At 66.8% G+C, this 17992-nt stretch carries 18 protein-coding genes and 1 riboswitch; of the genes, 6 read left to right on the top strand and 12 right to left on the bottom strand.

Going from position 1 to position 17992, the window contains the following annotated elements:
* Positions 1–3: 3 nt before the first annotated feature.
* Entirely contained in the window at positions 4–1335 is a 1332-nt protein-coding gene (locus WG901_RS10140; protein ID WP_339586949.1) for a hemolysin family protein, read from the bottom strand.
* 183 nt (positions 1336–1518) lie between these two features.
* Between WG901_RS10140 and WG901_RS10145 the strand changes: the two genes are divergently transcribed.
* On the top strand, positions 1519–2214 hold the full coding sequence (locus WG901_RS10145) for a YiaD family glycine zipper/OmpA-like lipoprotein (RefSeq protein ID WP_339586950.1): 696 nt from the start codon (positions 1519–1521) through the stop codon (positions 2212–2214).
* Positions 2215–2251: 37 nt separating this feature from the next.
* Here the strand turns inward: WG901_RS10145 and WG901_RS10150 are convergent, their stop codons facing one another.
* Both WG901_RS10150 and bdcA read right to left on the bottom strand, forming a co-directional pair.
* On the bottom strand, positions 2252–2821 hold the full coding sequence (locus WG901_RS10150) for a TMEM165/GDT1 family protein (RefSeq protein WP_339586951.1): 570 nt from the start codon (positions 2819–2821) through the stop codon (positions 2252–2254).
* A gap of 89 nt (positions 2822–2910) precedes the next feature.
* A riboswitch (yybP-ykoY riboswitch) is annotated at positions 2911–3024 on the bottom strand.
* 42 nt (positions 3025–3066) lie between these two features.
* A complete protein-coding gene (gene bdcA, locus WG901_RS10155; protein ID WP_339586952.1) occupies positions 3067–3780 on the bottom strand; it encodes an SDR family oxidoreductase in 714 nt (237 codons plus the stop codon).
* A gap of 72 nt (positions 3781–3852) precedes the next feature.
* On the opposite strand from bdcA, the gene WG901_RS10160 reads away from it, so the two are divergent.
* Positions 3853–4449 carry a TetR/AcrR family transcriptional regulator gene (locus WG901_RS10160; RefSeq protein ID WP_339586953.1) on the top strand — a complete coding sequence of 199 codons (597 nt, stop codon included), beginning with the start codon at positions 3853–3855 and terminating at the stop codon, positions 4447–4449.
* Here the strand turns inward: WG901_RS10160 and WG901_RS10165 are convergent.
* On the bottom strand, positions 4446–5231 hold the full coding sequence (locus WG901_RS10165; RefSeq protein WP_339586954.1) for a 3'(2'),5'-bisphosphate nucleotidase CysQ: 786 nt from the start codon (positions 5229–5231) through the stop codon (positions 4446–4448). The two genes, WG901_RS10160 and WG901_RS10165, sit on opposite strands and share 4 nt — an antisense overlap.
* 157 nt (positions 5232–5388) lie before the next feature.
* Here WG901_RS10165 and sucC point away from each other — a divergent pair, with 157 nt between their 5' ends.
* From sucC to WG901_RS10180, 3 genes are all read left to right on the top strand, one after another.
* Positions 5389–6588 carry an ADP-forming succinate--CoA ligase subunit beta gene (sucC, locus tag WG901_RS10170; RefSeq protein WP_339586955.1) on the top strand — a complete coding sequence of 400 codons (1200 nt, stop codon included), beginning with the start codon at positions 5389–5391 and terminating at the stop codon, positions 6586–6588.
* A gap of 188 nt (positions 6589–6776) precedes the next feature.
* Positions 6777–7523: an electron transfer flavoprotein subunit beta/FixA family protein gene (locus WG901_RS10175; RefSeq protein ID WP_339586956.1), complete on the top strand. Its 747-nt coding sequence runs from the start codon at positions 6777–6779 to the stop codon at positions 7521–7523.
* 42 nt (positions 7524–7565) lie between these two features.
* Positions 7566–8498, top strand: a complete 933-nt coding sequence (locus tag WG901_RS10180) for an electron transfer flavoprotein subunit alpha/FixB family protein (RefSeq protein WP_339586957.1) — start codon at positions 7566–7568, stop codon at positions 8496–8498.
* A 61-nt stretch (positions 8499–8559) separates the two neighbouring features.
* Here WG901_RS10180 and WG901_RS10185 read toward each other — a convergent pair whose 3' ends face one another.
* Together WG901_RS10185 and WG901_RS10190 are read right to left on the bottom strand one after the other, a co-directional pair.
* A complete protein-coding gene (locus WG901_RS10185; RefSeq protein WP_339586958.1) occupies positions 8560–9372 on the bottom strand; it encodes a TauD/TfdA dioxygenase family protein in 813 nt (270 codons plus the stop codon).
* Between the two features lie 117 nt (positions 9373–9489).
* Positions 9490–10176, bottom strand: a complete 687-nt coding sequence (locus WG901_RS10190; RefSeq protein ID WP_339586959.1) for an enoyl-CoA hydratase/isomerase family protein — start codon at positions 10174–10176, stop codon at positions 9490–9492.
* Between the two features lie 127 nt (positions 10177–10303).
* On the opposite strand from WG901_RS10190, the gene WG901_RS10195 reads away from it, so the two are divergent.
* Entirely contained in the window at positions 10304–10861 is a 558-nt protein-coding gene (locus WG901_RS10195; protein WP_339586960.1) for a nuclear transport factor 2 family protein, read from the top strand.
* Here WG901_RS10195 and WG901_RS10200 read toward each other — a convergent pair.
* The 6 genes from WG901_RS10200 to WG901_RS10225 all read right to left on the bottom strand — a co-directional run bounded on the left by WG901_RS10200 (position 10858) and on the right by WG901_RS10225 (position 17899).
* Complete coding sequence (locus WG901_RS10200; protein WP_339586961.1) at positions 10858–11385, bottom strand: GNAT family N-acetyltransferase; 528 nt, start codon at positions 11383–11385, stop codon at positions 10858–10860. The genes WG901_RS10195 and WG901_RS10200 overlap by 4 nt on opposite strands.
* Positions 11382–12596: a DUF445 domain-containing protein gene (locus WG901_RS10205; protein WP_339587698.1), complete on the bottom strand. Its 1215-nt coding sequence runs from the start codon at positions 12594–12596 to the stop codon at positions 11382–11384. Before WG901_RS10205 ends, WG901_RS10200 begins: the two co-directional genes overlap by 4 nt.
* 32 nt (positions 12597–12628) lie before the next feature.
* On the bottom strand, positions 12629–15835 hold the full coding sequence (locus WG901_RS10210; protein WP_339586962.1) for an efflux RND transporter permease subunit: 3207 nt from the start codon (positions 15833–15835) through the stop codon (positions 12629–12631).
* Between the two features lie 3 nt (positions 15836–15838).
* Positions 15839–17026 carry an efflux RND transporter periplasmic adaptor subunit gene (locus WG901_RS10215; protein WP_339586963.1) on the bottom strand — a complete coding sequence of 396 codons (1188 nt, stop codon included), beginning with the start codon at positions 17024–17026 and terminating at the stop codon, positions 15839–15841.
* 235 nt (positions 17027–17261) lie between these two features.
* On the bottom strand, positions 17262–17561 hold the full coding sequence (sciP, locus tag WG901_RS10220; RefSeq protein WP_217405124.1) for a CtrA inhibitor SciP: 300 nt from the start codon (positions 17559–17561) through the stop codon (positions 17262–17264).
* A gap of 8 nt (positions 17562–17569) precedes the next feature.
* Positions 17570–17899, bottom strand: a complete 330-nt coding sequence (locus WG901_RS10225) for a hypothetical protein (protein WP_339586964.1) — start codon at positions 17897–17899, stop codon at positions 17570–17572.
* Between the last annotated feature and the right edge of the window lie 93 nt (positions 17900–17992).

Below are 17992 nucleotides of genomic sequence, written 5' to 3' on the forward strand. Positions count from 1 at the left end.
CCCTTAGGCCGCGCTCTCCGCGACATCCTGTTCCTCGCCGCCATGCCGGCGCGCGACCAGCAGCTTGTCGATCTTGAGACCGTCCATGTCGACCACCTCGAAACGCCAGCCCTGGTCGTCGAAATGCTCGCCTTCCTTGGGCAGGTGCTTGAGCACCGAGAGCACGTAACCGGCGGCCGTGGCGAATTCGCGGTCGTCGTCGAGTTCGAGGCCGAGGCGCTGCGCCAGGGCATCAGCGGGCAAAGCGCCGGCGATCAGCAGCGAGCCGTCCTCGCGCTCGACCACCATCGGTTCGTCGCCCTCGTCCTGATGGCTGACGAAATTGCCGACGATCGCCGCGAGCAGGTCGGCCGGGGTCACCACGCCTTCGAGATGCCCGTATTCATCGTGGACCATGGCCATCGACACGTCGGACTGCTGGAGAATCCGCAAGGCGTCCATCGCGTCGAGCTGGTCGGGGATCACCTCGGCCTTGCGCATCAGCTTGGCCACCGAGATCGGCTCGCCGGCCAGACGCTGCGCAAGCAGGTCGCGAATCTTGAGCACGCCGACGATGTTGTCAGGCGCGCCTTCGACCACGGGCATCAGCGAATGCGGGGTCTCGCGAATCCGCGCGAACAGATCGTCCTCGCTGGCGCCGATGTCGACCCAGTCGATCTCGATGCGTGGAGTCATCAGCTCACGCACGGGCCGGTCGGCGAGGCGCATGATGCCGCTCATGATCTGCTGCTGCTCTTCCTCGAGCACACCCGACTTGGTCGCCTCGGCGAAGAGCATGTGAAGCTCCTCGGCCGTAACTTCCTGATCGCTCGACTGGCGCATGCCGATCAGACCCAGAATCACCCGCGACGACTTGTCGAGCGCCCAGACGAAGGGCGCCATCGCGGTCGACAGCCAGGTCATAGGCCGCGCCGCGAGCAGCGCGATCGGTTCGGCCAGGCGCAAGGCCACCTGCTTGGGCACGAGTTCGCCGACGACGACGCTGAAATAGGTGGTCACGACGATGACGAGCGCGAAACCCAGTTCATCGGCGGCACGCACGGGCACACCCAGCGCGACGAGGCGCTCCCCGGTCGGTCCGCCGAGGCTGGCGCCCGAATAGGCACCGGCGACAATGCCGACGAGGGTGATGCCGATCTGCACGGTCGAGAGAAACTTGCCCGGATCCTGCGACAGGGAGAGCGCGCACTTGGCACCGCCGCTGCCCTTGTCCGCCGCCATCTTCAACCGCGCGACGCGCGCCGAGACGATCGCCAGCTCCGACATGGAAAACAGGCCATTGAGCAGGATGAGACCCGCGATGATGAGGACATCGGTCCAGGGAAACGGCGTCACGCGCTGGGAGCTAGCAGAATAAGGCGGCTACGCGAAGGGGCGTCGCGACTGCGCGACCGGCAAGAGACTCACGCGCCCGGTTTCGTTGACAAAAGCCCCGTGCAGCGCCCATTCATGTTGGCAAATCGACAAGCCTGAACAACAGGGCCTGCCGTGGCTTTCGAGAATGAAAGGGTTGAAACCATGCCGAAATCCCGTCTGCTGATCTCCTGCGTGACCGCGATCTCGCTGGTCTCGCTCTCGGGCTGCGTCACCGACCCCAACACCGGCGAGCGCAAGGTCTCGCGCACCGCGATCGGCGCGGGCGTGGGTACGCTCGGCGGCATCCTGCTCGGCGGTCTGATCGGCGGCGGCACGGGCCGTATCATCGGCGCGGGCATCGGCGGCCTCGCCGGCGGCGCCATCGGCTATACGATGGACAAGCAGATCAAGGAGCTGCGCGAGCAGACCGCGGGCAGCGGGGTCGACATCACTCCGACCGACAACGGCCAGGCGATCCTCGTCAACCTGCCCGAGGGCGTGACCTTCGACGTCGCCAGCGCGGCGCTGCAGCCGAGCTTCCGCACGACGCTCGACCAGATCGGGCAGAGCCTGAACCAGTATCCCAACAGCCTAGTCGACGTTTACGGGCACACCGATTCCACGGGATCGGACCAGTACAACCAGACGCTGTCGGAGGCGCGCGCACGCACCGTGGCGAACTATCTGACGATGCAGGGCGTTTCGGGCGCGCGCATCCGCAGCCAGGGCTTCGGCGAGACCCTGCCGATCGGTGATAACGCCACCGACGAAGGCCGCCGCCGCAACCGCCGCGTCGAGATCAAGATCGTGCCGATCAGCCAGGAACAGGTCCAGGCGGCGAAGCAGCAGGGGTACTAAGGGCCGAGAGGCGGGCGATACCCGCCTCTCCCTCTCCTCAGATCCAGCCGGCGGTCTGCGCCAGCAGCCACAGGCCGATCGCGAGGAACAGCAGCGCCGCGATGACGCGCACCGTGTTCAGCGGGATTCGCTTGATCAGCGCATTGCCGAGGAACACCGCGGGCACGTTCGCCAGCATCATGCCCAGGGTCGTGCCGAGCATGACGGGCACGACCGCCTGGAAGCGCGCGCCGAGCGCGATCGTCGCGAGTTGCGTCTTGTCACCCATCTCGACGAGGAAGAAGGCAACCAGCGTGGTCAGGAAAGCGCCGAACTTCGCGGGCTTGGCCTCGTCCTCGTCGAACGTGTCGGGTATCAGAGTCCAGCCGGCCATGACGATGAACGAGATAGCGACGGCATAGCGGAACCACAGGCCGTCGAGGAAGGCCGCGGCCTGCTCGCCGACGAGTGCCGCGAGGAAGTGGTTCGCCAGGGTCGCGAAGAGGATGCCGGCGATGATCGGCACTGGCCGCTTGAACCGCGTCGCCAGGACGATCGCAAGCAATTGCGTCTTGTCGCCGATCTCGGCGAGCGCGACGACCGCGGTGGAGGTGAGCAGGGCTTCCAAGAACTGTCTCCGGGCCGGGCGTTAGACAAGACAACGGCATCGCGCATCCCGCCCGGCCAGGCGGAGGCGCCATGCCATTGGTCTCGCCCGAACGGTATTCCCGCTCCCCCTGCGCCATGGCCTCTCGACCAAGTATGTTGACGCAAGGGCCCGCCCGAAGGCGGCTGGCTACTCCCCAGATGACGGCGCCTCCCTATCCGCGGACAGGCGGAAAGACAAGCGCCGCGATCCGGGAGCCGCCGGGATCAGGCGCCGAAGCCGCCGTCGATCGTGTGCAACGCGCCCGTGACGATGCCCGCTTCGGGACCGGCGAGATAGGCGACGAGGCCTGCCACCTCGGCCGCGGTGCCGTGACGCTTGATCGCCATGAAGCTGTGCATGTCGTTGGCCATCGGGCCGTCGGCCGGGTTCATGTCGGTGTCGGTCGGTCCGGGCTGGACCACGTTGACGGTGATGCCGCGCGGGCCGAAATCGCGCGCCAGGCCGCGGGCCATGCCCTGCAGCGCCGACTTGGTCAGCGCATAGGCGGCACCGCCGGCGAAGGGCATGCGATCGCCGTTGACCGAACCGATGACGATTATACGCCCGCCGTCGCGCATCTGCCGCGCCGCCTCGACCGCGGCGTGGTAGGGCGCGCGGACGTTGACGTCGATCATGCGGTCGACCGCGTCGGGATCGAGTTCGAGCGGATCGCCGAGCACGAGCAGGCCGGCGTTGAACACCAGCACGTCGAGCGCGCCGCGGCTGGCGACGGTCTCGACCAGGGCCGCGCGATGGGCGGCGTCGGAGCGGATGGCTTCGGCGCCGGTCTTTTCGGCGAGAGCCGCGGCGGCGTCCTGCGAACCGGCATAGGTAAAGGCGACCTGGCCGCCGTCGGCGGCGAGGCGCTCGACCACGGCAGCGCCGATACCGCGGCTGCCGCCGATGACCAGGACGTTCTTGTCGGTGAACTGGGTCATGGGAAAGCTCCTTGATCAATCTGTATTACCCACTACATAATTCACCAGGAGAACACGTCAAGGTATTTTGTAGTGATCGATACAGAAAAAGCGAAGAAGCCGCGCGGACGGCCCCGTGCCTTCGATCTCGAGACGGCGCTGGCCAAGGCCGAGGCGCTGTTCCACGCGCGCGGCTACGACGGCGTGAGCGTGGCGACGCTGTCCGAGGAACTGGGGATCAACCCGCCGAGCTTCTACGCCGCCTTCGATAGCAAGGCCGGCCTCTTCGCGCGCGTGCTCGAACGCTATGCGGCCTCCGCGCTGCCGCTCGACACGATCCTGCGGCCCGATCGCGATCCGGCCGAAGCGCTCAGAGACCTGGTCGAAACGGCCGCGCGAATCTACGCGCAGACGCCGTCGGCGCGCGGCTGCCTGGTGCTCGAGACGGTGCATCCGGGCGCCGACGAAGTGCCGACGACCGCCGCCGAGCCCTATCGCGCCGCGACCCATGCGCTGGTCCACGACTTCGTCGCGACGACCCTGCCTGCCCGCGCCGAATCGACTGCGGATCTGGTCGACGTGCTGCTCTCGGGCCTGTCGGCGCGGGCACGCGAGGGATGGGACGGCGAGCGCCTCGTCGCAACCGCGCGCGCCAGCGCGGCGGCGATCCCGGCCGTGCTGGCCGGCTAGCCTTTCGCCGCCAGCACTTTCGCGCGATCGGCCAGCCGCGCGACCGCGGCGGCATGTATCGTCGGGGCGGTAACGAGCAGGCCGAAGGCCCGCGGATCGGGCTTGTTGTAGTTGAGCGGCCCGCCGAAGGCGTCGGTCACCGTCGCCCCGGCCTCGCGCGCGATCAGCGCGGCCGCGCCGATGTCCCACTCGAAACCCCAGCGCAAGGTCGCGACGAGATCGGCCTCGTCCGCCGCGACCAGCGCCATGCGCAGCGCGATCGAATTGGGCTGGTTAACCATGACCAGATCGGCGTCCTCGGGCGGCATGATCTTGGCCGGAACGCGCGCGCCGGGCAGCTCGGTCCGCGTGGAGGCGATCAGCCGCTCGCCGTTGCGCCAGGCGCCCTGCCCGGCTTCGGCGTGCCAGAATTCTTTCCGCGCCGGGGCGCAGAGCATGCCGAACAGCGGCCGGCCCGCGCTGATCAGCGCCACCGACACCGCCCAGCCGCGCCGCCCGGCGATGTAATCGCGCGTACCGTCGATCGGATCGACCAACCAGATCAGCCCGCCGGAAAGGCGTTCCGGCGCATCGACGGTTTCCTCCGAAAGCCAGCCCGCGGCGGGGAGAAGTCGAGTGAGCTCTCTTTTAAGATAGGCGTCGACGGCGAGATCGGCCTCGCAGACGGGGCTGCCCGGGACCTTCTCCCAGGCCTGTAATGCGTGCCCGTCACCCGGCCAGGAGGCCATGGCCATGCGGCCGGCTTCGCGGAGGATGGCTTCTAGGCGCTGGCGATCGATCATGCGGCCCCGTACGGTCTCCGTGTTGTCTCCGAGAGAAAGAGTCGAAATCGGCTTGTTCGCGGGACTTTTCAAGCCGCCCGCGTTGTGCTTATGCGGCGCCGCACTAACCCGCCCTCCTCCCCCGGATCATGGGCGCCCAGCGGAAAGCGACACTTCCATGAACATTCACGAATATCAGGCCAAGGAACTGCTGGCGAAATTCGGCGTCGCCGTCCCCGCGGGACATGCCGCGCTGACCGTGGATGAGGCCGTGGAAGCCGCGGGCAAGCTGCCCGGGCCGCTCTACGTCGTTAAGGCCCAGATCCATGCCGGCGGCCGCGGCAAGGGCAAGTTCAAGGAACTCGGCGCAGAGGCCAAGGGCGGCGTCCGCCTGTCGAAGACGCTCGACGAGGTCCGCGCCAATGCCACCGACATGCTCGGCAACACGCTGGTGACGATCCAGACGGGCGAAGCCGGCAAGCAGGTCAACCGCCTCTACATCACCGACGGCGCCGACATCGCCAAGGAATATTACCTGTCGATGCTCGTCGACCGCGCCAGCGGCCGCATCGCCATGATCGTCTCGACCGAAGGCGGCATGGACATCGAGGACGTGGCCCACAACACGCCCGAACTGATCACCACGATCACGATCGATCCGGCCGAGGGCTTCCAGCCGCACCACGGCCGCGCCGTCGCGTTCGGCCTCAAGCTCAAGGGCGATCTCAACAAGCAGGCGCAGCTCGTCGCGCGCCAGCTCTATGACGCCTTCACCGCGACCGACATGGAAATGCTCGAGATCAACCCGCTGATCGAGACCACCGACGGCAAGATCCAGGTGCTCGACGCCAAGGTCTCCTTCGACGGCAACGCGCTGTTCCGCCACCCCGAGATCGCCGCGCTGCGCGACGAGACCGAGGAAGATCCGGCCGAAGTCGAAGCCAGCAAGTACGACCTCGCCTACATCAAGCTCGACGGCGACATCGGCTGCATGGTCAACGGCGCCGGCCTCGCCATGGCGACGATGGACATCATCAAGCTCAACGGCATGTTCCCGGCCAACTTCCTCGACGTCGGCGGCGGCGCCACGACCGAGAAGGTCACCGCGGCGTTCAAGATCATTCTCGCCGATCCGGCGGTGAAGGGCATCCTCGTCAACATCTTCGGCGGCATCATGAAGTGCGACACGATCGCCGAAGGCATCGTCACGGCCGCCAAGGAAGTGAACCTCTCGGTGCCGCTCGTCGTCCGCCTCGAAGGCACCAACGTCGATCAGGGCAAGGCGATCCTCGCCAATTCGGGCCTGGCCATCGTCCCCGCCGACGACCTGGGCGACGCCGCCAAGAAGATCGTCGCCGAGGTGAAGAAGGCCGCCTGAGCCTTCATCGCTTCCACGAATTGATGACGACCTACCCGAGCCCCGCTGCGATCCAGTCGCAGCGGGGCTTGACGTTCTGCGCCTATCCGGCAATGGCGTCCGGCGATTGAGTTTAATCGCCCGGTTAAGCGCCTGGCCAAATTTCACTGCCGCCCAGTTTTCACTGCCGAGAGGAAGGACCTCATCCCATGAAGATCCTCGTGCCCGTCAAGCGGGTGATCGATTACAACGTGAAGCCGCGGGTCAAGTCCGACGGCACCGGCGTCGACCTCGCCAACGTCAAAATGAGCATGAACCCCTTCGACGAGATCGCCGTCGAGGAAGCCATCCGCCTGAAGGAAAAGGGCGTCGCGACCGAGATCATCGCAGTCTCCGTCGGCCCGCAAAAGGCGCAGGAAACGCTGCGCACCGCGCTCGCGATGGGCGCCGACCGCGCGATCCTCGTCCAGACCGACGATGAGGTCGAGCCGCTGGCCGTCGCCAAGATCCTCAAGGCGATCACCGAGGAAGAGACCCCGGGTCTCGTCATCCTCGGCAAGCAGGCGATCGACGACGACAGCAACCAGACGGGCCAGATGCTGGCCGCGCTCCTCGGTCGTCCGCAGGGCACTTTCGCTTCGGAAGTCACGGTCGAAGGCGATTCGGTCACGGTGAAGCGCGAAGTCGACGGCGGCCTCGAGACGGTGAAGCTCTCGCTTCCCGCGGTCGTCACCACCGACCTGCGTCTCAACGAGCCGCGCTATGCTTCGCTGCCCAACATCATGAAGGCGAAGTCCAAGCCGCTCGCGAACAAGACGCCCGCCGACTACGGCGTTGACACCGCGCCGCGCCTCAAGACCCTCAAGGTCTCCGAGCCGCCCGTGCGCAGCGCCGGCATCAAGGTTGCCGACGTCGACGCCCTCGTCGCCAAGATCAAGGAGCTGGGGATCGCCTAAGGGCCGTCCCCGCTCTGTAAGCTCCCAGGGGAGAACAGACACATGACGAAAACGCTTGTTTGGGTCGAACACGACAACGCCTCGGTCAAGGACGCGACGCTGTCGGCCGTCACCGCCGCTTCGCAGCTCGGCGAAGTTCACCTGCTGGTCGCCGGTTCGGGTGCCCAGGCCGTGGCCGATGCCGCCGCCAAGATCGCCGGCGTCGGCAAGGTCCACCTCGCCGACAACCCGGCCTTCGCCAATGCCCTCGCCGAGAACGTCGCGCCGCTGATCGTCGAGCTGATGGGCCATCACGACGTGTTCGTCGCGCCGGCCACGAGCAACGGCAAGAACATCGCGCCGCGCGTCGCCGCGCTGCTCGATGTCGCTCAGGTCTCGGACATCCTCTCGGTCGAAGGCCCCAAGACCTTCACGCGTCCGACGTATGCCGGCAACGCCATCGCCACGGTCGAATCGAGCGACGCCAAGCTCGTCGTCACCGTGCGCGGCACGGCTTTCGCCAAGGCCGATTCGACAAGCGGTTCGGGCGCGGTCGAGACCGTCTCGAGCGGCAGCGACGCCGGTCTGTCGAGCTTCGTCAGCGCCGAAATCGCCAAGAGCGAGCGCCCCGAGCTGACCAGCGCCAAGGTCATCGTCTCGGGCGGCCGCGCGCTCAAGGACGGCCCGACCTTCGAGCAGGTCATCTTCCCGCTCGCCGACAAGCTCAAGGCCGCCGTCGGCGCTTCGCGTGCCGCGGTCGACGCGGGCTACGTGCCCAACGACTACCAGGTCGGCCAGACCGGTAAGATTGTCGCCCCCGAAGTCTACATCGCGGTCGGCATCTCGGGCGCGATCCAGCACCTCGCGGGCATGAAGGATTCGAAGACCATCATCGCCATCAACAAAGACGAGGATGCGCCGATCTTCCAGGTCGCCGACCTGGGCCTGGTCGCGGATCTGTTCACGGCCGTGCCGGAACTCACTGGCAAGCTCTGAACCTTGGTTCGGCAAGACTTACGAGAGGGCGGTCGGCAACGGCCGCCCTTTCTGTTTGGGCTCAGACCGCGTCGTTGACCAGGATGCGCCGCAGGGTCCGGCGCGTCTCGGGCCGAACCTGGGCACGAGCATGCTGGAGCGCGATGTTGTCCCAGACCACGAGGTCTCCCGCATGCCATTCGTGCGCGTAGATCGCCTCGGACGCGTAGAGCAGCGCGCAAGCCTCCTGGATGATCGGTTCGCCCTGCTCGGGCGGCAGTTCGAGAATGTGGCTCGTATAGTACTCGTTGGCGAAAAGCAGCGGCGCCGCGGTGCGCGGATGCCGCTTGAGCACGGCGTGATGCGCGCGCGGATAACGGATCGGGTCATCGCCATCGGGCAGGTCCAGCAAGCGGATGCGCACGAATTCGTCGTCGACATTGCCCCGCCGCGTCGCATCGCGCGCGTGGACCGCGGTCAGGCCCGCCCAACCTTCGCGCTGGGCGGGCGATAGCTTCTCGTAGGCCAGCACGTTGCTGACGAACAGCGTCGGCGCGACCGCGCCCTCGACCTCCTCGGCATAGAGCGACTGCACGGGATGCGGGTTCGGCGTGAAGGCGAAGTCCTGGTGAAACAGCAGCCGCCCCGTGGGGAAGCTGCCGAAGACATTCGAGACGTGCGACAGCCCGCTCTTGTCGCGCGCTTCGTCATAGATGCGGCCGAACAGGCCGACAAAGGCGAGGTGATCGTCGGCGGAGAGATCCGGGCAACGCAGGACCAGCAGGCCATACGCGTCGAGCAGCGCCCGCAACTCTGCAGCTCCGGCGGTTGCCTCACGGGGATCGATCCCGGTGACTTCCACCGCGAATCCCGGACCGAGCATCTTGGTCTCCATCGCCAACTCCCATGCCGTGTCAGGGCGATCGGATGCCGCCCAGCTGTGCAGGACCAGTCTAGGTGGCGCCTTGCCTCGGGGCCAAGCCCGAATACGATCTGCATCGACGATCGGACGTCAGGGTGCCTCGAGATAGAACCCGTCGAGGTCGGCGATCTCCAGCCGCATCGCGCGCCGCGCCTGGGTGACGCCGTGCGCCGGCAGCGCGGCGATGCTCGCGGCAAGCGCCTGCGCCTCGGCCAGAGCGGTTCCGGCGGCGACCATGCGACTGGCGAGCCCGAGCGCGACCGCCTCGGTCGCCGGGACATCGCGTCCGGTCATCACCAGCTCGGCGACGGCCAGGCGCGAGGCGAGCTGGGGCCAGACGAGCAGCACCACCGGCGCCGGCGGCAGGCCGAAGCGGACGTGCGGATCGCCGAGCCGTGCGGTCTCGCCCATCAGCACCACGTCGCAGGCAGCGGCGAGCTCGGCACCGAAGCCCAGCGCCGCGCCCTCGACGGCGGCGATCAGCGGGATGTCGAGTGCGAAGAGGCGACGGAACAGCCGGTTGTGCAGGCCGGCGGTCTCGGCGCGGAAGGCGGTATCGTCACCGAGCCGGGCGATGATCGCGCGATCGCCGCCGACGCAGAAATCGCCGCCCTGCCCCGTCACGACCAGAGCCCGCGTCTCGGCATTGCCGGCCACTTGCCCGAGCGCGGCAAACAGCGCGCGCTGCATGGCGATCGTCACGGCGTTTCGCTTCGTCGCACGCGTCAGCGCGATCGTTGCCACCGCGCCCGCCCAGCTCAGTTCCACTTCGGCCATTCACCCGCCTAACACCGGCGCCTCACGCTCGCCATGACCGCGACGGCCATGCGTATTTTCGGGCCGGCTTGCCAAGACCGCGCGGCGCGATAGTCTTCGCGAAAATAAAAAGAGGAGAGGCCAAGAGATGGATCTGGATCCACGCCTGCAGGACATGCTCGACCACCACGAGATTCGCCAGCTCCTGGCGACCTATTGCCACGGTTGCGATCGCGGCGACGAGGTCGAGATGGCGGGGACCTACGCCGCCGAGTCCTGGGACAACCACGGCCCGCGCAAGATGGAGGGGCGGCGTTTTTCGATCGAGACGGTCGAGGAATCGCTGCGCACGACCAAGGTCGTCAGTCATCAGCTCGGCCAGTCGCTGATCAAGGTGGATGGTAATACGGCCGGCGCCGAGACCTATTTCATCGCGACGCTGATCTATCCGGGCCGCAACGGCACGGCCGACCGGCTGAACCAGCTCGGCGGGCGCTATGTCGACCGGTTGGTGCGCGAGGGCGGAGAATGGCGGATCCGCGAGCGCATCTGCGTGCGCGAGTGGTCGAACTCGCAGCCGATCGAGGCGGATTTCCTGGCCGGACGCGGGTTCGAACCGACGCGGCGCGGGCAGGAGGATCATTCCTATGCCGCGCTGGGGCTGAACCACGCAGGCAACCCTTGGCTGCACGAGGTCACAGCCTAGGCCGGCAAGCGCTCGTAGAGGTACACCTGCGAGCCTTCGTAGTCGTGCTCGCCGTAACGGTCGAAGCCGAAACGGCGGGCGACCTTCTGCGAGGCGAAGTTGTCGGCGTCGATCATCGCCGCGATCCGGCGCGGACCCTGCGTGGCATCGAACCAGGCAATCGCCGCCGCCATGGCCTCGCCGGCATAGCCCAGGCCCCAATGGTCACGGTGAATGATCCAGCCTGCCTCGGCGGCGTCGTCCAGGCCCTTGCCGAAGCCGCGCCACGAATGGAACATGCCGCACGAGCCGATGATCTCCGCTCGGCCGGGCAGACGCACGAAGAACGAGCCGTAGCCGTAGAAGCTCCAGCTGCCGCCGTGCCGCATCAGGCGGTCGAACTGCGGCTTCGGCCCCGGTTGCCAGGGTCCGAGGAAACGGCGCGTCTCCTCGTCGGCAATCAGATCGACCAAGCCCTGGAGATCGCCGGGTCCCGGTCGCCACAGCTCGAGCCGCTCGGTGCGCAGGACCGGGTCGCCGATCACAGCAGCACGTCCACGCAGTGGATCAGCACGCCGACGAGCCCGCCGACCAGCGTGCCATTGATCCGGATGAACTGGAGGTCGCGGCCGACGGCGCCTTCGATGCGATCGGTCACGGTATGCGCATCCCAGCGCTTGACTGTCTCCGAGACGATGCGGACGATCTCGTCGCCATAGCGCGAGACCGCGCCGACCAGGGTACGCCGCGCGAAGCGGTTGACCATGAACTGCAGAGGCGCATCCTCGGCCAGGGTCTTGCCCAGCTGTTCGAGACTAACGCCAAGCCCGCCCGACATCAGCCCTTGCGGATTGCGCGCAGCCTTGAGCAGGCCCGCACGCGTGCGCTCCCACATGCCGTCGATCCAGGCGGCCATCGCCGGATTGGCCAGGACCTCGTCCTTGAGCCGGGTCACACGCTCCTGCATCTCGGGATCGTGCAGCAACGCATGCGCCAGCGTTTCGAGGCCTTCCTCGATCTTCGCACGGATCGGATGGTCGGGCACCACCAGGGTCTCGGCGAGCAGCTTGTAGAGCCCGTCGAGCACGGCACTAGCGACCTTGTCGTCGAGCCCGGTCCATCGCAGCAGGGTATTGGCGCGCTGGTGGATGATCTGCCGTAGCAGGTCCTCGTTGGCCTCGATGGTCAACGCCGCCCAGCGAATCAGCCCTTCGAGTACGGGTAGATGGCGCTTGTCGGCAATCGCGGTTTGGAGGAGCTGGCCGAGCAGCGGCGCCAGGTTGAGCTTGGCGAGCTGCTTGCGCAGGCCCGATTTGACCACCCCGCCGAACTGTTCCTGATCGAGCGATTCGAGCAGATCGGCGAAAAGGTTGGCGGCGCCCTCGCGCAGCCGCGACTGGATGCCGCGGCGCTGCTCGATCAGCATGTGGCCCGCCGCGAGTGCGAGGTTGAAACCGTGGATACGCCGCGCCACCACCGCCGGCGTGAGGAAATTGGTGCGCAGGAACACCGCCATGGTGTCGGCAATGCGGTCCTTGTTCTCGGGTATGATCGCGGTGTGCGGGATCGGCAGGCCGAGCGGGTGGCGGAACAGCGCTGTCACCGCGAACCAGTCGGCCAGGCCGCCGACCATCGCCGCTTCGGTGAAGGCGATGACGAAGCCCCAAGCCGGATGCGGAAACAGCGTGGCGAGCTCGCGCGCGGCGAGGAAGCTGACCGCCATCACCACGAGCAGGCCTGTGGCGATCAGGCGCATGCGCCGCGCCCGGTCCGAAGTGAGGTTCTCGCTCACTCGGCCGGCAAGGCGCTTTCTTCGCGTTCCTTGCGGCGCGCGGCCTCACCATGTTCGGGCTCGTAGGTCAGGATGCCGCGGCGCAGCTTAGGTCCGAGCCGCTTCTCGAGGCCATCGGCCAGGCTGAAGGCGGCGGGCACGATCAACAGGGTAAGCAGGGTCGAGACGATCAGGCCGCCGATCACCACCGTACCCATCGGCGCGCGCCACGCGCCGTCGCCCGAGGTCCAGCCGGGGATGACAATCGCGGTCGGCAGCATGCCAGCGGTCATCGCGACGGTGGTCATGATGATCGGCTGCGCGCGCTTGTGGCCCGCTTCCATGATCGCCTCGAACTTGCCGGCACCCGCCTTCATTTCCTCGATCGCGAAGTCGATCAACAGGATCGAGTTCTTGGCGACGATGCCGAACAGCATAAGGATGCCGATGAAGACCGACATCGACAGCGGCTGGCCAGTGATCAGCAGCGCCAGCAGACCGCCCAGCGGCGCCAGGAACAGCGAGCTCATGTTGACCAGCGGCGAGATCACGCGGTGGTAGAGTAGGACCAGCACCGCAAAGACGAGCAGGATGCCCGAAGGCACGGCGACCATCAGGCTGCTCAGCATGTCGGCCTGCCAGCGGTCTGACCCATAGGGCGCATTGCTGACGCCGCGCGGCAGGTTGACCATCACCGGCAGCTTGTTGATCGCGTCGGTCGCCTCGCTCTTGACCACACCGCGCGCGAGATCGGCACCGACGAAGATACGGCGCTGCTGGTTGTAGCGCTGGATCGTCGTCGGGCCCGAGCCGAGCGAGATCTCGGCCACGCGCGACAGCGGCACCGAGCCGCCGTCGGCGGTCGGCACGGGCAGGTTGGTGATGGTCGACAGGTCACGCCGCGCCGATTCGGGCAGACGCACGCGGATCGGCACCTGGCGGTCGGCCAGCGAGAACTTGGCCGCGTTCTGGTCGATCTCGCCGATCGTGGCGATGCGGATCGCCTGGCTCAGCGCCTGGGTCGACACGCCGAGGCTGGCGGCGAGGTCGAGCCGCGGCTTGATGATCACTTCGGGGCGGCGCATGTCGGCGCTGATGCGCGGCGCGACGACCTGCTTCACGCCCTTCATCTGCTCGACCAGGGTCGCCGCGGCGTGTTCGAGCACCACCGGGTCAGAGCCCGACAGCATGACCGAGATCGGCCGGCCCGTACCCGTCTGGCCGCTGTTGAGGTTCTGGAAGGTGATCCGCGCATCGGGGATCGCCTGCAGTTGCGGGGTAAGATCGGCCTCGAATTTCAGGCTGGTGCGCGCGCGATCGTCCTTGAGCATCGCCATGACGCGGCTGTTGCCCTCAGAAATGCGCTGGTAGACGTTGCCCGTCTCGGGCTGGGCCGCGAGGATGCGCTTGACCTGATCCGATACCGCTTCGGTCTGCGCGAGGGTGGTGCCGGGCACCATGTCGACCACGACGGCGCTGGTGTCGTTGTCCTGGGTGGGGAAGAATTCCATCGGGATGACGCCGAACAGCAGCACGGTCAGCACCAGCGAGCCGATCCCTGTCCCCATCATCCACACGCGATGATCGCGCAGCCTGGCGCGTAGCCGGTTCATCCACGAGAGCGTGCCGTCGGCGCGACGGCGCTCGGCGCGGAACGCGTCCGCCTTGCGCGTGTCGAGCGACCAGTGGAGCACGGTCAGATAGCGTTCCATCAGCGGGCCACCGGCATGCTCCTCCTCGCCGTGCGCCTTGAGGAAATAGGCCGCGACCATCGGCGTGATCATGCGCGCGACGGCCAGGCTCATCAGCACCGAGGCGACGACGGTCAGGCCGAAGTTCTTGAAGAACTCGCCCGAGACGCCCGGCATCAGGCCGACCGGCAGGAACACCGCGACGATCGAGAAGGTCGTCGCCACGACGGCCAGGCCGATCTCGTCGGCCGCGTCGATCGAGGCCTGATAGGCGGTCTTGCCCATGCGCATGTGGCGCACGATGTTCTCGATCTCGACGATCGCATCGTCGACCAGCACGCCCGCGACCAGCCCCAGCGCCAGCAGCGAGAGCTGATTGAGGCTGAAGCCCATCAGCTCCATGAACCAGAAGGTGGGGATCGCCGACAGCGGAATGGCGATCGCAGCGATGATCGTCGCGCGCCAGTCGCGCAGGAAGAAGAACACGACGACGACGGCCAGGATGGCGCCCTCGACCATCGACGCCATCGAGCTTTCGTACTGCTCCTTGGTATAGTCGACCTGGGTGAACATGCTCTTGATGTGGATGCCCGGGTATTCCTTCTCGATCTTCCCGATTTCCTCGATCGCGCCGTCATAGGCGGTAACGTCGGAAGCGCCGCGCGCGCGCGCGATGCCGAAGGTGACCACGGGCTTGCCGCTGAACTTGGCGATCGAGGTGATCTCGCCGTACTTGTCCTCGACCCGGGCGATGTCCGCCAGCTTGACCGAGCGGCCCATGCCCAGCGGGATGTCGGTCTGTGACAGCGCATAGGCGTTGGGGGCATTGCCGAGCACGCGCAGCGACTGGCGGGTGCTGCCGATCTCGGCCTTGCCGCCCGCGGCGTTGACGTTGAGTCCGCGCAGCGCTTGGTTGACCTGGCTCGCGGTGACGCCCTGCGCCTGCATGCGCGGCGGATCGAGCGTGACCAGGATCTCGCGGTTGACGCCGCCGTTGCGCGTCACTTCGGCCATGCCCTCGACGTTGAGCAGGCGCTTAGCGATCGTATCGTCGATGAACCACGACAGCTGCTCGATCGTCATGTCGTCGGCCTCGACGACGAAATAGGCGATCGGCTGCGACGAGGTGTTGGCCTTGAACACCTGCGGCTCGAGAATGCCGTCGGGCAGTTCGCCACGCACCCGATCGATGGCGTTCTTGACCTCGTTCACCGCCTGATTGATGTCCTCGCCCAGTTCGAATTCGATCTGGGTCTGGCTGCTGCCTTCCGAGGCAGTCGAGCTGATCGCGGCGATGCCGTTGATCGAGCGGATCGAGCTTTCGATCCGCTGGGTGATCTGGTTCTCGATCTCGGTCGGCGCGGCGCCCGGCTGGCTGATCGTGACGATCACCATCGGAAATTCGATGTCCGGCTGCTGCTGGACGTCCATGCGCATGAACGCGACGATGCCCGCGAGCATCAGCGCGGTGAACATGACGATCGGAACGATAGGGTTCTTGATCGACCAGGCTGAGATCTTGCTGAAGTCCATGGCTCAGCTCTTCGGCGCGGCTTTCGCCTTCACCGTCTCGCCCACCGAGAGGAAGGCGCCGGCCCGCAGGACCACTCGCTCGCTGCCCGAAAGACCTTCGAGCACGACGACGCCGTGATCGGTGATCGCACCGGTCTTGATGTCGCGGCGCTCGATCTTCTCGTTCTTGCCGACCGTATAGACGTAGCTGCCCTTGGTGTCGGACAGCAGCGCCGATTCCGGCAGGATCGGCGCTACCACCGTGCCTGAGGCAATCCGCGCATTGGCAAAGCCGCCCGGACGCAGTTCGGGAGCATAGGCCAAAGCGATGCGGACCGTGCCCTGGCGGGTCTGCGGATCGATGATCGGCGAAATCTGCCAGACCTGACCGGTCAGCGCCTTGGTCGATCCGACCGGCGTCACCGAGGCCGAAACGCCGGGCGACAGCGCCGCGAGATCCTGTTCGGTCAACCGCGCGAGCATTTCCATCTCGCCGCCCTTGGCGATGCGGAACAGCGGCGTGTTGCCGCCGCTGACGACCTGGCCGGGCTCGACCTGGCGCGACAGCAACAGGCCGTCGGCCGGCGCGACGATCGACAGGCGGCCGATGCGCGCGCGCTGTTCGCCGAGCTGGGCGCGGGCCAGACCGACGCGCGCCTGGGCGGCATCGCGCGTCGCGGTCAGACGGTCGATGTCGGCCTTGGAAATGAAGCCGCGGCCGACGAGCTTCTGGCCGCGTTCGAGATTGGCCTGGGCAAGGCGCGCATCGGCTTCGGCCACGCGGACCGAGGCGCCGAGCCCCAGTTCCTGCTGCGACTGGACCGACCGATCGATCACCGCCAGGACCTGGCCCTGCCGGACCCACTGCCCGGGCTCGACGCGGACTTCGACGATCTGGCCGCCCTCACCCACAGAGCCCACGGGCATGTCGCGCCGCGCGCCGACCGTGCCGGTCGCGCTGATTTCACCCGCGATCGTGCCACGCCCGGGCGCGATGACGGTGACAACGGGGACCTGGGCGGCAGCATCGGACGGCGGGGGCGCATCCTTGCTGTGGAGCACGAACCAGAGCCCGATCAGCAGCACGAGGCCGATCGCGCCGAGAATCCACATTCGGCGGGTCGATGCACGATCCTCATCGCCTGCCACGAGCGGATTAAAGGAGGAATCCTCCTCTCCGCCGGTCGCGTCGATCTTGGCGTCGTAGTTCATCGAGCTCACCCGGGTCGCGCCGCGGCGCCTCATCTGGCGTCGTGACATCCTGCCTTTGTCCGATTCCAAACGCCGCGCGCATCACCATGGATGCCGCGGCGCGGGGAATATTCGTTTCGCGACATAGACCCGCGCTTGCCGCGAGGCAATGCGCCGTCGCCCTGCCGCATGCGGCCGGATGAGTCGGAAAGCGAGGTTTCGGCGGGAAAAGCGGCGGCCGCGGCCGCCGCAGAGCTCAGTATTTCTGCTGGCGCTCGTAGAGGTCGCGATAGTGCTGGATACGCGTGACGCGCAGACCCTGCATACCCGAACGATCAACCGCGCGCTGCCACGAGGCGAACTCCTCGAGCGTCAGCGAATAGCGTTCGCACACTTCGTCGATCGTCAGCAGGCCCCCATTGACCGCTGCGACGACTTCCGCCTTGCGCCGTACCACCCAGCGGGTCGTCGACGGCGGCGGCAATGAATCCACGCTAAGGGGCTCACCGAGAGGCCCGATCACCATAGCAGGACGGATTTTCTGGTTTTCGATCATCTCTATCCTCAATCACCGGCCGTTTGTGATCCGGCGACGTCCGCATCTGTGTCGCACCCTGAATTGCCATTAGCTAAAGCAGTTGGGTTAACAGCGCCTAACCCAACGCCTTGGCCACGGCCGTAGACCGCCAGAGCGCGTGCAGAACCGCGATCGAAGCTTCCGCCATCGGTCACGGGTTCTTGCGGTTTCACGGGCTCTAGGACGGGCCGCACGGCATAGGCAGCGGCCATGCGCGCGCGCAGACCCTGCCAGTCCAGCGGCTGCGCCGCATGGTTTCCGGTCATTCCCGCAGCCGCAGCCGCGAGCCGGTTTTCCATGTCAAAATCCACGTTCATGGCGATGCTTATACGGCGGACTGGTCAAAAGGAGGTAAAAGCGGGCTTTACCACCCATTGACATAGGTTAACCGAACGGAAGTGCCCTGTTTG

It is taken from the genome of Novosphingobium anseongense (assembly GCF_037482895.1).
Classification (GTDB): Bacteria; Pseudomonadota; Alphaproteobacteria; order Sphingomonadales; family Sphingomonadaceae; genus Novosphingobium; species Novosphingobium anseongense.

What these genes read in the sequence shown, in the direction of transcription:
- WG901_RS10145 (WP_339586950.1), top strand. Translation starts at nt 1,519, where the DNA reads ATGCCGAAATCCCGTCTGCTGATCTCCTGCGTGACCGCGATCTCGCTG.
- bdcA (WP_339586952.1), bottom strand. Translation starts at nt 3,780, where the DNA reads ATGACCCAGTTCACCGACAAGAACGTCCTGGTCATCGGCGGCAGCCGC.
- WG901_RS10165 (WP_339586954.1), bottom strand. Translation starts at nt 5,231, where the DNA reads ATGATCGATCGCCAGCGCCTAGAAGCCATCCTCCGCGAAGCCGGCCGC.
- sucC (WP_339586955.1), top strand. Translation starts at nt 5,389, where the DNA reads ATGAACATTCACGAATATCAGGCCAAGGAACTGCTGGCGAAATTCGGC.
- WG901_RS10175 (WP_339586956.1), top strand. Translation starts at nt 6,777, where the DNA reads ATGAAGATCCTCGTGCCCGTCAAGCGGGTGATCGATTACAACGTGAAG.
- WG901_RS10180 (WP_339586957.1), top strand. Translation starts at nt 7,566, where the DNA reads ATGACGAAAACGCTTGTTTGGGTCGAACACGACAACGCCTCGGTCAAG.
- WG901_RS10185 (WP_339586958.1), bottom strand. Translation starts at nt 9,372, where the DNA reads ATGGAGACCAAGATGCTCGGTCCGGGATTCGCGGTGGAAGTCACCGGG.
- WG901_RS10190 (WP_339586959.1), bottom strand. Translation starts at nt 10,176, where the DNA reads ATGGCCGAAGTGGAACTGAGCTGGGCGGGCGCGGTGGCAACGATCGCG.
- WG901_RS10195 (WP_339586960.1), top strand. Translation starts at nt 10,304, where the DNA reads ATGGATCTGGATCCACGCCTGCAGGACATGCTCGACCACCACGAGATT.
- WG901_RS10205 (WP_339587698.1), bottom strand. Translation starts at nt 12,596, where the DNA reads ATGCGCCTGATCGCCACAGGCCTGCTCGTGGTGATGGCGGTCAGCTTC.
- WG901_RS10210 (WP_339586962.1), bottom strand. Translation starts at nt 15,835, where the DNA reads ATGGACTTCAGCAAGATCTCAGCCTGGTCGATCAAGAACCCTATCGTT.
- WG901_RS10215 (WP_339586963.1), bottom strand. Translation starts at nt 17,026, where the DNA reads ATGAACTACGACGCCAAGATCGACGCGACCGGCGGAGAGGAGGATTCC.
- sciP (WP_217405124.1), bottom strand. Translation starts at nt 17,561, where the DNA reads ATGATCGAAAACCAGAAAATCCGTCCTGCTATGGTGATCGGGCCTCTC.
- WG901_RS10225 (WP_339586964.1), bottom strand. Translation starts at nt 17,899, where the DNA reads ATGAACGTGGATTTTGACATGGAAAACCGGCTCGCGGCTGCGGCTGCG.